A 12780-nucleotide genomic window follows, 5' to 3' on the forward strand; every position below is an offset into this window, starting at 1 on the left:
GAGGTATGTCAGCGTTAGAGGCAATTTATCAGGAATTTGGAGCTGATGTAGCACCTTTTATGCATAGGCTTCGCGATGAGGTGCAAGATACGAAGCCTTATAAAGGGTTGCGTATCGCTCATGATATTCCGCTTACACGTACGACACTTATCAAGGTGGATAGCCTGTTAAAAGGCGGTGCTGACTTACTGGTTTCAAACTTTAGCTTTTGCACACCTGACGCTTATGCGCTCAAGGTGCTTGAAGAAAACAAAATTCCATACAAGCCTGTTCATGAAATAAGTGGCGAATTTGATGTGTTGATGGATTGTGGGGCTGAACTTCTTGAAAACTGTACGGCCAAACTAGGCGCTGTAGAACTGACTCGTACAGGTGCCGTAGCTTACCAAAATGCTCATACGCCTTACCCTGTTATCTCTGTGGATGATACACGCCTGAAGCAGCTTGAAACCTGTCTGGGAACAGGAGAGGGGGTGCACCGGGCGATTGTGAACCTTGCAGGACGTGATTTGACGGATGCAAAGGTCATGATCTTCGGGTTTGGTAAGGTTGGCCGCGGGATTGCGCATTATTTTAAAACCATCACTGATGATATCACTATTGCTGAGATGGATGAAAAGCGGCTGAAGGTGGCTACAGATCGTGATCTGAAGGTTGTAAGCGCTGATCAGGCCGATGAAGTGGAGACATTAGCGCGTTCTGCTGATGTAATTATTACAGCCACAGGTCTGAAAGACATTATTAGTAGAAGCTATGATACTTCGGCATTCTTGAATGGCCCACTGCTTGCCAATGCTGGCGCTGAGGACGAGTTCGGCTATGACTTTAAAGATAGCGATATTCTGGGTGCTAAGGTACCAGTGAATTTTACCGAAAATGAACCAACCCTGATGAAGTTTCTGGATCCGATTTTTTATGCTCATACTGTGGCACTAAATGATCTTTTGGAAGGACGTGCCCCAGGTTTTCATGCACTTAATAGAGTAACGGATAATGCTGTGATGGCAGATTGGTGCCGTTTTCATAACCGTACCGAAGAAGAACTTGAGGCGATCTTCGGCCCATAACTTGCCAAGTGAAGTCCTCCCTCTAGTTTACGAATAGATAGAGGGAGAACCCAATGAAACATGTCGACCCGGAACGCGAAGCTTTCGATGCCTTTAAAGCTTTACCACGTGACGTACCTGTTAATATGCTCAATCTTATCAAGCTTAAAGAGATAGCTAAATATGAGGATGGTACCGAGTGTTCAGGCGCTGAAGCTTACGCGGCCTATGGCCGTGATAGCGGTCCGATCTTCAGGCGTGTAGGGGGTACAATTATTTGGCGTGGTGAGCCCAAAGTTATGTTGATTGGGCCATCGGCTGAGGCATGGGATATAGCTTTTGTTGCACGTTATCCGACGGCGAGTGCTTTCCTTGAAATGGTAACAGACCCTGACTACCGCATTGCAGTGAAACACAGGCAAGCTGCGGTAGCAGACAGCCGTTTGCTTCGCACCCATGAAGTGGAAGGCGAGGATGTTTTTGGTTAGTGTCTGAATGCTAAATGAAGCTATGGATTATGTGGCAAACTCATTCTTCTTCATAATCCATAATATCCCCCGGCTTACACTTTAAATATTCACATATTTTTTCAAGGGTAGAAAAGCGCATTCCCTTGATCTTACCGGTTTTTAATATCGATAGATTTTGTTCGGACATACCGATGTAGGCGGCGAGTTCTTTGGATTTCACATTACGCTGCGCCATCACGACATTTAAGGTCACTTTGATGGGCATTAGTAAAACTCCTTATTTTCTGCCTCAATATCTCTTGCCTCATTCAGCAGTGTAGCAACAAGCGTAAATGCCAAGCTGATCAAAAGTAAAAGGCCATGATTTTCCAGTAGCTGAACGAATGCACCAACAAGTGATTGGTTGCTGATTACAGGCTCTACAAGCCAGGAAATTACTACGCCAATTACGAAGAGAAATGATGCTTTGCGCAAGCTGTCACTAACGGCTTTTGTGAAACGCCCGCCCAGCGTCAAATGCTTACCGAACAGGGATAATTGAACAAGTCCCCAAGCTACGATTGCATTAGGCAGGAAGCTTAAAATGGCTTTCCACCAAGTTATCTCCGCAGGGGATCTGAAAACCACCGGCCCTAGGTCTACAGTTTCAGCACCTATCGTAACTGCTGCGAGTGTAAGCGAAGGCTGCAGAAGAACAAATATAGCCCCGAATATTGATAACAGTCTTAGAAGTCTTGCTATCACAGAAAAGTGACTCATGATTAATGTCCTTTATATAAAAATTCATGTTTTATATTAATTTATAATTATTAAGCATGAAGTAACCTGTATAATAACTGCGAGGATAAAAAATGCAATGCTACCGGCGTAGTAAGATTATTAAGGTGCCATTTTTAATGGGCCTTATGGTGATTTTCACTGGTTGTTCGGATTTAGATAATCTGGATATTGAAATCACACCCCAACCACTTGCGGCACCAATTGTGCTGAAAATGGAGGAAGATCCAAGATTTCCAGTGGTCACAGCATCAGTAAATGGGAAGCCCGGTTTTCGGTTTGTGCTTGATACCGGCTCAACACTCACGGGACTGTTTATGCATGAAAAGGCACAATCCTTAGGTATCAAGGGTGTTGAAAGCGTTTTTGCTCCAAATGGTTCAGGAGAGGGAGAGAAACCAAAAACCAAAAAGGTGAAGGACATAACCATTAGTTTTGGGGAACTGAAATTTGAGGGAATGACAGTTTTAGCGTTTCCCGCAAGCGTTTCGGAAGGTCTTGCACTAGGGCGGCAATATCCTATTGATGGGGTTATTGGCTATGACCTGTTTTCTCGCTACATGGTTACGTTTGATGCGCAGGCAAAAACTGTAACGCTGTCAAACCCTGAAACTTATAAGCCTGATGACGCTTTTGATGTATTTCCTCTTTCAGTGAATGGTGCGACCGCATTCTCAGGCGGGCGAACATCATTTGTTGATATGCCGTTAGCGCAGGAGGACGGTGTTTTCTTTGATGCCAATTTGCATCTTGATACGGGATCGTCTTTTTTTCTTTCTCTTATTCCCGGGAGTAATCCAGCCATTAAGGCCATAAAAAATGGCTGGATAAGTAGTTCCCGTGGTATTCAAGGGAAAGCGAAGGTGGTGTGGCGTGCTTCAACCGATGCCATTCTATTAGGTCAACGGCTAGAGAACATTCGCACAGTTTACGCGCCAAAAGGCAGCTCTACCAAAGGCAGGCATGGCAGAATAGGGCATGGTTTCTTAAAACGCTTTAGGTACACGGTGGATTATTCTGGTGAGAAACTTATCATTGAGGCGCTTGAGGATAGCTTTAAACCATATGCAACAGGCTATACCGGGATATCAGCTTATCCGCATGAACAAGGGATGCATGTAACAAGCATTAAACCGAGTTCACCTGCCGAGAAAGCTGGGGTTCAGGCTGGTATCTATACTCATGTAAACGGACATAATGTGGCGGGTTTCTCCAAACACGAAATTGATAAGCTCTTGAATGTTGAGGCCAGCGAAATACTGGAAATTTGCAATGCTGACCTCTGCTATAAATTGCAAGCTGCGAATGTACTGAACCCTCCGGTAAACTAGAGGTGGATTTTAAAGCCAGTTAACATCACCCGCTCAAAACTAGATCAATGGACTGTGAGAAAAGATTATAGATATCAATGTTTAGAAATGAAAATAGAGAGCTAATAAGGCCTTAATCTATTTCGATACAGCTTTACAGTAGTTGAGACCAACTTCAGCTGAACTCAAACATTTAAATCGAGCCTTATTGGTTACATTTTTTTGGAAATCGAAATGAAGGGCGTTGCCTTTCACCTTGCCGGGCTTATCATTGCTTTCGAAATAAGCTAAACAACCTGCATAGTTGTCCCAAAGATTCATGGTGATTTCATCTTTCGTTTCGATATCTACTCTGGGTACAGGAATGGCCGAACATTGGATATTTTTGTCTTTTAATGTATATTGAATCCATAAGCCGTTAATACGAGTGTTTTCCTGAGAAAGTCTATCATTCCTATCAAGCAGTTTCTGTCGAGCTTCAATTTCCGACTGAGTTTTATCTAAGCGTTGCTGGGTCGAAGTAATAGATGTTTGTGAATCTTTGATTTCGGTCTGCTTTTGACTGTTCTCCATCTGCTGCCATAAGGCTACGCTACCCGCTATCAGTGCTATAACGGAGCTTGCAGTTTTTAAGAAGTCATTTACATGGCTGGCTTTTGAGCGAGGTTTGTCGCGGTCTTTTAAGTCTCTTTCTTTCTCGTCAATTTCCAGCTTAAGTAGTTTTTCTTCCAGTTCTTCCATGGTTTCCCCCTTTGAGTAATACTCGAAACAATGGATAAAAAATATTAGAAGAAGAGTGGTAGCATAAATTCTCTTTTCTGGCGAGTCGCGAGTTTGCTTTGAAAAAGGGAAGGCATCAGGTAATAAGATTTTCAGCCTTTAAAGGCTTCCATATGCTGTTTCCCTAAACCGCCTATTTCATCCCAGCCAGCCTTTGAGCCCACCCATATGTGATGGGTCACTTTCAGATGATCTATGTCCTCACCAAACAGGCCCGCGGGGACAAATATATGAGCGTCATCATTTTTGCCGGGTAAGGGCGAGCCGCAGGTTCTGCAGAACCAGCCTTCCCAATCATGAGCATCAGGTTTTTTCCAGTGTGTGATATTGTCTTTGCCGCTCAGCCAGTGAAATTCTGTATTTGGCACAATGACGACTGCAATACCGTTACTGCCAGAGGATTTGCGGCATATAGAGCAGTGGCACATAAATATCTGTGTGAGCTCCGTCTCCACTCTAAAGTTAACGGTGCCGCAATTACATTTCCCTTGTGGCATATCTTTGGCCCTCAGCTTATTTGGATGCTTTTATGAGCTTTTTACAGAGAGAAATAAGGTTTTCCGCTTCACTGTCTGTAAGGCCAGTTTCTGAAAATACCTTATCAGTTACATAGCAACTGCCCTCAAGAGAGGTTAATCCAGCATCAGTTATCTCAATGATTTTTTGCCGTTCGTTACCTTCCGGAATTGTACGTGAAATTAAGCCTTTATCATCCAGGCGGCGCAGAAGAGGGGTCATGGTCGCTTTGCCCACGCCAATTCTTGTAGCCAGTTCTGTGATTGTGATGCCGTCTTCTTCAGCGAGCGCCATCAGAGTGATATATTGGGTGTACGTCAGACCATGTTCATTCAAAAGCGGTCGATACAGTTGATCAATAGCGTTCGAGGCTGAATGCACAGCAAAACAAAGCTGCTTATCCAGCGTTAGATCATCAGGGATATTGGGCTGTGGGTGTCTGCTCACAGTGTGTCCTTTGTATAAACTCAACCTTCCATTTTTAGTTAGCATTTGATTATTGATATTCAAAATGTTTATATACGAATAGTATGTACACGAATTAAGTGGAATAACTGATCATGTTAAAAGGAAGTACAATGGCACTTTCAGTGGCGCTGGCCTCTATGCCCATTGCAGCAGATGAGCGTGTAGCTGCACAGAAAAATCTTGAAGCGTTTGAGCAGTTGTTTGGCGTAACAAACGGCAAGCGCCGTAACCATACCAAGGGTTTTTGCTTTACGGGTGAGTTTATACCCCAAGGAAGTGCTATCCAAGAACATAGCAACAGTCCTATTTTTAGGGAAAAATCTACTGTCAGGGGACGCCTTTCCCATAAAGGCGGTAAGCCGAACCCCGCGGATGATACGCCCGGCCATTATGGTTTAGCTTTTGAAATTTCAGCGCCGAATGGTGAAAAGCATATCATGAACATGAATACGGAACATTTCTTCCCCGTTTCAACGACAGAAGCTTTTATTGAATTATTGAGAGCTAAAGCGGCGGGGCCAGAAGCCACGGCAGCATTTGCGGCAAAGCACCCTGAGCTTAAATTCTATAATGCTTACCATGCTGAAATAACGAAAAAACTGAAAACCTATGAAGGTGCTGTGTATAACAGCATTAACACATTCCATCTGGTGGCTAAGGATGGCCGCAGGTCCGCAGTTCGGTGGTCATTTGTACCGTCAGGCGAGCAAGGGCTTGTTATTGAACCTACAGAAAGCTTCTTTTTTGAAAATATACAGGCCAATCTGAAAAAGGGGGAAGTGGTTTGGGATATGCTGATTTCCTTTGCTAGCGAAGGGGATGATATCCTTAACCCAGCTATTAAATGGTCTGACGACAACACCAAGATACTTGCTGCAAAGCTGAAGGTCACCAATGTAATGCAGGAAGAAGATGGTACGTGTGACCGCATGAACTTTGACCCAACACTGGTGACTGAGGGCTTTGATGCTTCAGAGGATCCCATGCTTCGTGTAAGGTCTGCTATTTATGCTGTTGGTGCAGAGCGGCGGCTTTCAGAAAAATAGTATGATTGGGTAATAAGTTGCTCACTACGCCTCTGCATGGAAGGCGCAGTGAGCATGCACTTGTTTGAGTTAAAGGAAGAGTTTACTCAAACAAGGTGCGGAGAGATTGTAGTTCCTGGCTTTCAGGATACATGGTGGTGGCGCGGTTGAATTCAGCATGGGCTTTATCTGGGTAACCTTGTTCATTGAGGGCCTCGATTAAGCCATAGGAATACATGGGATGACTGAAGTGCCTGCTAACGGCCTGCATGATTTCAAGCTCAAGTTTCTTGGCTTCATCACTTTCCGCAAGTTTGTAACTGTAGAAACCATACAGCGCTAAATAGTTAAGATCATAAAGCTCTGGCGATTTCTTCAAGGCAACATCAATAAGGTATGGGCCAGATATGCGTGCTTCCTGCACCAGTTTCATGGTTGCTTCATCCTTGAAAAGCTGGCGTTCTTTCGGTGTGATACCAAGCTGTACAAGCAAAGCTTCTGCAGCGTTTGCAACAGCCATTGGGTTTTGGGCGGTGATGAGCGAACCATCTACCGCCACATATGGCAGCATAGGTGCATTTTTCATATAAATGGCGCCGCGTTCCTTGAGCTTGTCTTCAAGCAGGAAAGGAAGCTGATCAATAACGTCTCCACCAAATGCCTGTTCTTCAAGGTTGGTAAAACTGTTTACGTGTCTGCCAGAAACAAGATAGCTGCCATCAGCAGCTTTTGCGTTCACAAGAGCTGCAGGCCCGTGGCATACAGCAGTGATAGGTTTGTTAATTGCTGCGAATTCATTGATCAGAAATGTTGTTGGTTCATGGACTGGTAGATCAAACATGGCACCGTCACCGCCAACCACCAGAATACCATCATAATCTTCGCTCGTTACAGTATCGCTGGCGAGTGTTGCGCCAAGCTGTTTCAGGGCAGGGGTTTCGTTTTTGAATTTTTGGATGTACGGCAGATCATCCTTTTTATTATGCACAAGAACAGGGCCGCCTTTTGGGCTGATAATATCTATCTTTACGCCATTTTCATAAAGAACCAGATAGGCTTGCGCGAGTTCTTCTAAATCATAGCTCAGGTTTTCACGGCCTTCTTCGCCGTAGCTTGAAACAAGTATCGCGACACGTCTCTCTTGCACTGAAGCTGAGCTAGCGAATGCCGTGCAAAGCAATATAAACAGGGATAATATATACCGCATGGGTTCCTCCTTTTCTGTCGTTCTGAAGATGGTAGAGGAGGGTGTGTCGAGCTTATGTGAAGGTCAGGGTGTTTTATATTTGAGATGTACTGAGAACATATTGTTTTCTGTAGAAACAGATACTGTCCAGCCAAACAAGGTGCAGATGCGCTCAACTAGATAAAGCCCAAGCCCGAGCCCGCTACTATCATTTCTTTTGCTGCGATCGTGAAGAGGGTTTTCTACCGGATATATTGTAGTTGGATTTTCAAAGATAATTTCATCACCATCCGTGCGGATTGTAAGCTGTTTTTCTGCGCTGTGAGCCAGCACGTTTGAAAGCAGGTTATTGATAAGCAGGGAAAGGAGCTGTTCGTTAGCTGTCACTGCCAGGGTATCCGGCACTTCAATATGCAGTTGAAATGCTTCTGTGTTGGCAATTTCGGTGTTTTTGAGAATAGCGTTCTCTAGTGCATGAAGGAACGTTATGGTCTCAAGCTTTTGAGTTTCCTCTCTCGCTAGCGCAAGCAGAGTATCAATCGTTTGCTCTAAATCTTTTACAGCGTTAGTAAACTGGGCATGCTGCTTCGCGGACAGAGGTGTATTTGTTTCAATCTGAGCCGCAAGGTTTTTAAGGATAGTGGTTGGTGTCCTCAGTTCGTGACTTGCATCGCGGGTGAAATCAGTCTCTCGTTTTAAAACAGTTTGAATATGCAGCATGCTGCGTTCAATTTCACTGGCGAGATAGCCAATTTCATTATCTGGAAATGGCTTGGCAAAACCCGGTTTAAATGCTTTTAAATTAAGGGTTTCTACTTTTTCCGTAAGTTCGATAAGCGGTTTGGAAGCAGCACTTGCAACGGGCCAAGCGAATGCGATAGCAAGCGCTGAAAAAATGGCCAACACAAGAATAAGCGATAAGGAAACATAGGGTAGATATTCTCCTCCCACCTCAAAAGCACTGACATCAGCGACAAGGATATAGGTATCTTGTCCGAGCGTTAGTGGGCTTAGATGCAAGGTGTTGCCTGCATAGGTGAATTCTATTTTGTCGGGGTCTTTAAGATGCTCTTTATAGATTGGTTCGGGGAGTTTGTTCCAGCCTTCATAGAGCATTAAAAATTGCGATCTGGGTGCATTGATTAAGCCGGTTTTGGCGAACTGCTGTTCAATGTATTGAACTTCATCTGATACGATGCGGTTAAAGACATTATCCTCGACCACCCATGAATATGCGAGTAATAGCATGCTGTATACAAGGCAGGTAAACAGTGTGAAGCTGGCAAATAGAAGATAGATACGCCTTTGAATACTATGCTTTTTTACCATCAGTCGCTTCCAGTTTGAAACCAACCCCGTGAATGGTTTTAATAAGAGCAATATCATATGCCTTATCAACGGATTTGCGAAGGGTATAGATATGAGAGCGTAAAACGTCGCTATCAGGGAAATCATCACCCCATACCTTGCTGACAAGTTCATTTCGGCTCACTGCATTGGGGTATGCTTCTGCAAGGTGCCATAGGATTTCATAATCTGTAGCGCTAAGCTCAATGATGTGTCCTGCACGGGTTACAGAGCGTTTTCCTGGGTTAATCACTAGATCGCCGACCGTGATGAGGGATGATTTATGCAGTTGGTGTCGCCGGGAAAGGGCTTCGCACCGCATGGCAACTTCTGCAAGCTCGAAAGGCTTGGTTAGGTAATCATCAGCGCCGGCTGCAAAACCGTCGCCCTTGTCAGACAGGCTATCGCGCGCCGTTAACATAAGAACAGGCATATTAATGCGAGATTGCTGTTTGAGCTGACTGCAGAGATCAATACCGTCTATATCAGGCAACATTAGATCAAGCACGACCACATCAAAATCGTGTGCCTGTGCAATAGAGAGCGCCCGGTGCCCATTTTCCGCATAATCAACTATATGCCCTTGATCGCTGAGATAGTCATAAAGCTGCTCTGCGATAGCGGAGTTGTCTTCAACGATTAGAATGCGTAGATGGCTCACGAGCGTTCCCTTATTGGAATGATCATCATAGTTAGATCATTTGCTTCTAATAAGTTCAAGGGCTTGATTTAGCTCTACATCTTCGCCGGCTTGAAGACTTGCCTGTGTTGCATGTACTTCATAATCAGGCTTGATACCGCCGGGCGTGTTGGCCCCGCTTGGGCGCACGAGCATGCGTGTAGTTATATAGGCACGCAATTGGGAATGAGGCAGGTTGAAGAGATTACCTTGGGCGGTTTGGTTGGCATTGCCGCCAGTTTCTTGCCCGATTAGTGTCGCAAAGCTAAAATCTTTCATGGTAGACGCGAACACAATACCTGATGAATAGGTGATAGGGCTGATCAGCACATATTTTTCGCCTCTGAAGCGCTTGCCCTCAGGCATAGGGTCAATCCAGTCGTCCCAATCAGTATCAATAATATCGCCTGCGTTGCCTTTATAATTGAACCAGCCACGGTTATCGGAATTCAATTTTTCCCGAACTTTAGAAACCATACGAAACGGTTTATTTGCCAGATAACGAGAGAGATAAAGGGCGGTATCAGTATTGCCACCAGTATTTGCTCGAACGTCGACAACAAGAGATGTTGCCCCAGTGTTTGTATAGCTTTCAAAGGCTTCATCAATGAATTCTTCAAACCAGTCTGGGTCAATATCAAAATGGCCAACATGAAGGTAAGCTGTGTTGTTACCTAGATTTTTATAGTAGAAATCACGGCTTTCTTCTTCCGTTTCACCGATCTCCTGCCATGCCTGATTTTTTGATATGGCCAGTGAATAAGTGCCGCCGTTCTCTGTTTCCAGATTAAGGGTAAAGTCGTTCATCACATCGTGAACTGCCCATATGTAAATGGGGAAGCGCGCTGCAACAAACTGCTTCCGCAGGTATTCAGTTTCTCCGCCAACATACCGCTGCATGCTATCAATTAAGGTTTCTGCTGATATGCCGTTTATTGCTGTAATGCGGCTGCCAGCAGTAATATTCTCTCCGGAGAGTGTTTGGTAATTGTTCTTGATCAGTAATTGATTTTCCTGATCAATATGAACTCGGAAAGGGAAGGGTTTGTTGCCTGTTTCCTGTAACCGTTCATATTCCTGATAGGGCCAGATAAGCATGGAATGCCCATCACCAAAAGTATGTGTGAGTTGCCCAACGGTTCTGAAAAATTCAAGGCGTGTTAAAGGCTTTGTAATATTGGCTTTCAAAGAGCTGCTTAATGCTTCGAGAGCTGGAATATCAGCATAACCTACTAGATCAGGGTGCCTTTCAAGCGCACCAAAATAAAAGGCATCAATATCTTCTCTAAGATCAACAGGTGCTATTTTCTTCTCTATAAGGGCCGGATCGTCAAGTGGAGGGAATATCTCTAAATGTGGTTCCGAGCAGCCCGTTAAAAAGCATGCTGTTATCATCAATGAAAAGGCTGTGCGCCGCATTGCCAAGTCTCCTGTCGTGGAATTCTCGACGATGCTAGCCGCCGGGGTGTGAAGCTTTTGTCAAGAATGATCACAGCAGAACACAAATGATTTATTCTTATAAAACAAAGATAAAGCCCGTTGAACTTTCCTTAAGTAATCACAAAGTATGGTTGCGTACGAAACTAATTTTGCAGAAATTGAAAGCTGCAATTGAACAAAGCTATTACCCAAAATTGGCGTTGGGGGTTATAGGCAGCTAAAGAAAGCGATACCAATATGTATGACGATTTAACCATCGAAAATTTCATGAGCGGGTTGGTCAAGCGTAATCCTAACGAGCCTGAATTTCATCAGGCAGTTAAGGAAGTTGCTGAATCTGTTATTCCCTTTATCAACGCTAATCCAAAATATAAGGATGCCCATATCCTTGAGCGCATGACTGAGCCGGATAAAGTGATTTCTTTCCGTGTGGTTTGGGAAGATGATGAAGGCAATGTGCGCATTAACCGTGGGTATCGGGTGCAGTTCAATAACTCAATTGGGCCCTATAAAGGTGGTCTTCGTTTCTCTCCAACAGTGAACTTAAGCGTGCTTAAGTTCCTTGGGTTTGAGCAGACATTTAAAAATAGTCTGACAACGCTTCCGATTGGTGCGGGTAAAGGTGGTTCTGATTTTAATCCTAAGGGTAAATCAGACAGCGAGATTATGCGTTTCTGTCAATCTTTCATGACACAGCTTTACCAGCATATTGGTGCCAATACAGATGTGCCGGCAGGAGATATCGGGGTAGGTGCTCGCGAGATCAGCTATATGTTTGGCCAGTACAAGCGCCTCACACACCAGTTTGAAAGCGTACTAACAGGTAAGGCTTTGGAATTCGGCGGCAGTTTGATCCGTACAGAAGCGACAGGGTACGGCAATGCTTACTTTATGGAAGCAATGCTGAAGCAGCACGGCGGGTCTATTAGCGGCAAGAAATGTCTGGTTTCAGGTTCCGGTAATGTGGCGATTTTCTGCGCAGAGAAAATCATGCGACTAGGAGGCACGGTTCTTACTCTTTCAGATTCTGGCGGTGGTATCTATTTTGAGAATGGCCTGACGCAAGACCTGCTTGAGATCATTAAAGACCGGAAGATCAACAAACGTCAGCGTCTGTCTGAAATTGCTGTGGAACTTGGTGCACAATTCCTTGAAGGGCAAAAACCTTGGGGTGTGGCAGCTGATCTTGCCTTCCCGTGTGCAACTCAGAATGAGCTTGATGAAGCAGATGCCAAATCACTTGCTGCAAATAACTGTATTGCGGTTTCTGAAGGCGCAAATATGCCGTGTACGCCAGAGGCAGTACATTTGTTTGCTGAAAACAACATTCTTTATGCTCCGGGTAAAGCTTCAAATGCAGGCGGTGTGGCCGTTTCAGCGCTTGAAATGTCTCAGAACAGCATGCGCCTTGCGTGGTCAAGCGAAGAGCTTGAGAATAAGCTTCTGGGCATCATGAATGATATCCACGGCCAGTGTGTGAAACACGGAGAACGTGACGGTAAGGTTGATTACGTTCAAGGTGCTAATATCGCGGGCTTTATTAAAGTGGCAGATGCAATGCTTGCATACGGTATTGCATAGCTTTTAAAAATATAATCTATGAACAGGCGGCCCTGAGGGGCCGTTTTTTATAAAATTATAAGTTTGCGCTTTTGATTGAAAATATGTTCTAAGTGTCAGCAGTTTTGCAGCGATAACATAGTGTTTAATTTATATGCTGGCGCATATTAGGTATC

At 44.5% G+C, this 12780-nt stretch carries 14 protein-coding genes; 5 read left to right on the forward strand and 9 right to left on the reverse strand.

The window, feature by feature from the left end; translation table 11 throughout:
* Window positions 1-5: 5 nt before the first annotated feature.
* A complete protein-coding gene (locus KFE96_RS09515) occupies window positions 6-1067 on the forward strand; it encodes an NAD-binding protein (RefSeq protein WP_255832386.1) in 1062 nt (353 codons plus the stop codon).
* A gap of 53 nt (window positions 1068-1120) precedes the next feature.
* A complete protein-coding gene (locus KFE96_RS09520; protein WP_255832387.1) occupies window positions 1121-1534 on the forward strand; it encodes a DUF1330 domain-containing protein in 414 nt (137 codons plus the stop codon).
* A 40-nt stretch (window positions 1535-1574) separates the two neighbouring features.
* Here the strand turns inward: KFE96_RS09520 and KFE96_RS09525 are convergent, their stop codons facing one another.
* Together KFE96_RS09525 and KFE96_RS09530 are read right to left on the reverse strand one after the other, a co-directional pair.
* Window positions 1575-1781, reverse strand: coding sequence for a helix-turn-helix transcriptional regulator (locus KFE96_RS09525; RefSeq protein WP_247018381.1), 207 nt, complete (start codon window positions 1779-1781; stop codon window positions 1575-1577).
* Window positions 1781-2275: a hypothetical protein gene (locus KFE96_RS09530; protein WP_255832388.1), complete on the reverse strand. Its 495-nt coding sequence runs from the start codon at window positions 2273-2275 to the stop codon at window positions 1781-1783. Before KFE96_RS09530 ends, KFE96_RS09525 begins: the two co-directional genes overlap by 1 nt.
* 125 nt (window positions 2276-2400) lie before the next feature.
* On the opposite strand from KFE96_RS09530, the gene KFE96_RS09535 reads away from it, so the two are divergent.
* Window positions 2401-3624 carry a retropepsin-like aspartic protease gene (locus tag KFE96_RS09535; RefSeq protein WP_255832389.1) on the forward strand — a complete coding sequence of 408 codons (1224 nt, stop codon included), beginning with the start codon at window positions 2401-2403 and terminating at the stop codon, window positions 3622-3624.
* A gap of 117 nt (window positions 3625-3741) precedes the next feature.
* Here KFE96_RS09535 and KFE96_RS09540 read toward each other — a convergent pair whose 3' ends face one another.
* The 3 genes from KFE96_RS09540 to KFE96_RS09550 all read right to left on the reverse strand — a co-directional run bounded on the left by KFE96_RS09540 (window position 3742) and on the right by KFE96_RS09550 (window position 5346).
* Complete coding sequence (locus tag KFE96_RS09540) at window positions 3742-4344, reverse strand: hypothetical protein (RefSeq protein ID WP_255832390.1); 603 nt, start codon at window positions 4342-4344, stop codon at window positions 3742-3744.
* Between the two features lie 131 nt (window positions 4345-4475).
* On the reverse strand, window positions 4476-4880 hold the full coding sequence (locus KFE96_RS09545) for a GFA family protein (protein WP_255832391.1): 405 nt from the start codon (window positions 4878-4880) through the stop codon (window positions 4476-4478).
* Between the two features lie 16 nt (window positions 4881-4896).
* Window positions 4897-5346 (reverse strand): MarR family winged helix-turn-helix transcriptional regulator, encoded by a 450-nt coding sequence (locus KFE96_RS09550; protein WP_255832392.1) that lies wholly within the window; start codon window positions 5344-5346, stop codon window positions 4897-4899.
* Window positions 5347-5477: 131 nt separating this feature from the next.
* Here KFE96_RS09550 and KFE96_RS09555 point away from each other — a divergent pair, with 131 nt between their 5' ends.
* Entirely contained in the window at window positions 5478-6413 is a 936-nt protein-coding gene (locus KFE96_RS09555; protein WP_255832393.1) for a hypothetical protein, read from the forward strand.
* A gap of 82 nt (window positions 6414-6495) precedes the next feature.
* Here KFE96_RS09555 and KFE96_RS09560 read toward each other — a convergent pair whose 3' ends face one another.
* The 4 genes from KFE96_RS09560 to KFE96_RS09575 all read right to left on the reverse strand — a co-directional run bounded on the left by KFE96_RS09560 (window position 6496) and on the right by KFE96_RS09575 (window position 11023).
* Window positions 6496-7599, reverse strand: coding sequence for a type 1 glutamine amidotransferase domain-containing protein (locus tag KFE96_RS09560; RefSeq protein WP_255832394.1), 1104 nt, complete (start codon window positions 7597-7599; stop codon window positions 6496-6498).
* Between the two features lie 63 nt (window positions 7600-7662).
* Window positions 7663-8907 carry a HAMP domain-containing sensor histidine kinase gene (locus KFE96_RS09565; RefSeq protein WP_255832395.1) on the reverse strand — a complete coding sequence of 415 codons (1245 nt, stop codon included), beginning with the start codon at window positions 8905-8907 and terminating at the stop codon, window positions 7663-7665.
* Window positions 8891-9586, reverse strand: coding sequence for a response regulator transcription factor (locus KFE96_RS09570; RefSeq protein ID WP_255832396.1), 696 nt, complete (start codon window positions 9584-9586; stop codon window positions 8891-8893). Before KFE96_RS09570 ends, KFE96_RS09565 begins: the two co-directional genes overlap by 17 nt.
* A 36-nt stretch (window positions 9587-9622) precedes the next feature.
* The gene (locus KFE96_RS09575) at window positions 9623-11023 is read right to left on the reverse strand and encodes a S41 family peptidase (RefSeq protein WP_255832397.1); all 1401 of its coding nucleotides are present in this window, start codon (window positions 11021-11023) and stop codon (window positions 9623-9625) included.
* A 258-nt stretch (window positions 11024-11281) separates the two neighbouring features.
* Here KFE96_RS09575 and gdhA point away from each other — a divergent pair, with 258 nt between their 5' ends.
* Window positions 11282-12625: an NADP-specific glutamate dehydrogenase gene (gdhA, locus tag KFE96_RS09580; RefSeq protein WP_255832398.1), complete on the forward strand. Its 1344-nt coding sequence runs from the start codon at window positions 11282-11284 to the stop codon at window positions 12623-12625.
* Window positions 12626-12780 lie beyond the last annotated feature (155 nt).

Origin of the sequence: Kordiimonas sp. SCSIO 12603, assembly GCF_024398035.1 — a bacterium.
Taxonomy (GTDB): domain Bacteria; phylum Pseudomonadota; class Alphaproteobacteria; order Sphingomonadales; family Kordiimonadaceae; genus Kordiimonas.

Coding starts and splice junctions, on each gene's coding strand:
- KFE96_RS09545 (WP_255832391.1), bottom strand. CDS start 4,880: ATGCCACAAGGGAAATGTAATTGCGGCACCGTTAACTTTAGAGTGGAG.
- KFE96_RS09530 (WP_255832388.1), bottom strand. CDS start 2,275: ATGAGTCACTTTTCTGTGATAGCAAGACTTCTAAGACTGTTATCAATA.
- KFE96_RS09515 (WP_255832386.1), top strand. CDS start 6: ATGTCAGCGTTAGAGGCAATTTATCAGGAATTTGGAGCTGATGTAGCA.
- KFE96_RS09555 (WP_255832393.1), top strand. CDS start 5,478: ATGGCACTTTCAGTGGCGCTGGCCTCTATGCCCATTGCAGCAGATGAG.
- KFE96_RS09560 (WP_255832394.1), bottom strand. CDS start 7,599: ATGCGGTATATATTATCCCTGTTTATATTGCTTTGCACGGCATTCGCT.
- KFE96_RS09540 (WP_255832390.1), bottom strand. CDS start 4,344: ATGGAAGAACTGGAAGAAAAACTACTTAAGCTGGAAATTGACGAGAAA.
- gdhA (WP_255832398.1), top strand. CDS start 11,282: ATGTATGACGATTTAACCATCGAAAATTTCATGAGCGGGTTGGTCAAG.
- KFE96_RS09525 (WP_247018381.1), bottom strand. CDS start 1,781: ATGCCCATCAAAGTGACCTTAAATGTCGTGATGGCGCAGCGTAATGTG.
- KFE96_RS09575 (WP_255832397.1), bottom strand. CDS start 11,023: ATGCGGCGCACAGCCTTTTCATTGATGATAACAGCATGCTTTTTAACG.
- KFE96_RS09520 (WP_255832387.1), top strand. CDS start 1,121: ATGAAACATGTCGACCCGGAACGCGAAGCTTTCGATGCCTTTAAAGCT.
- KFE96_RS09565 (WP_255832395.1), bottom strand. CDS start 8,907: ATGGTAAAAAAGCATAGTATTCAAAGGCGTATCTATCTTCTATTTGCC.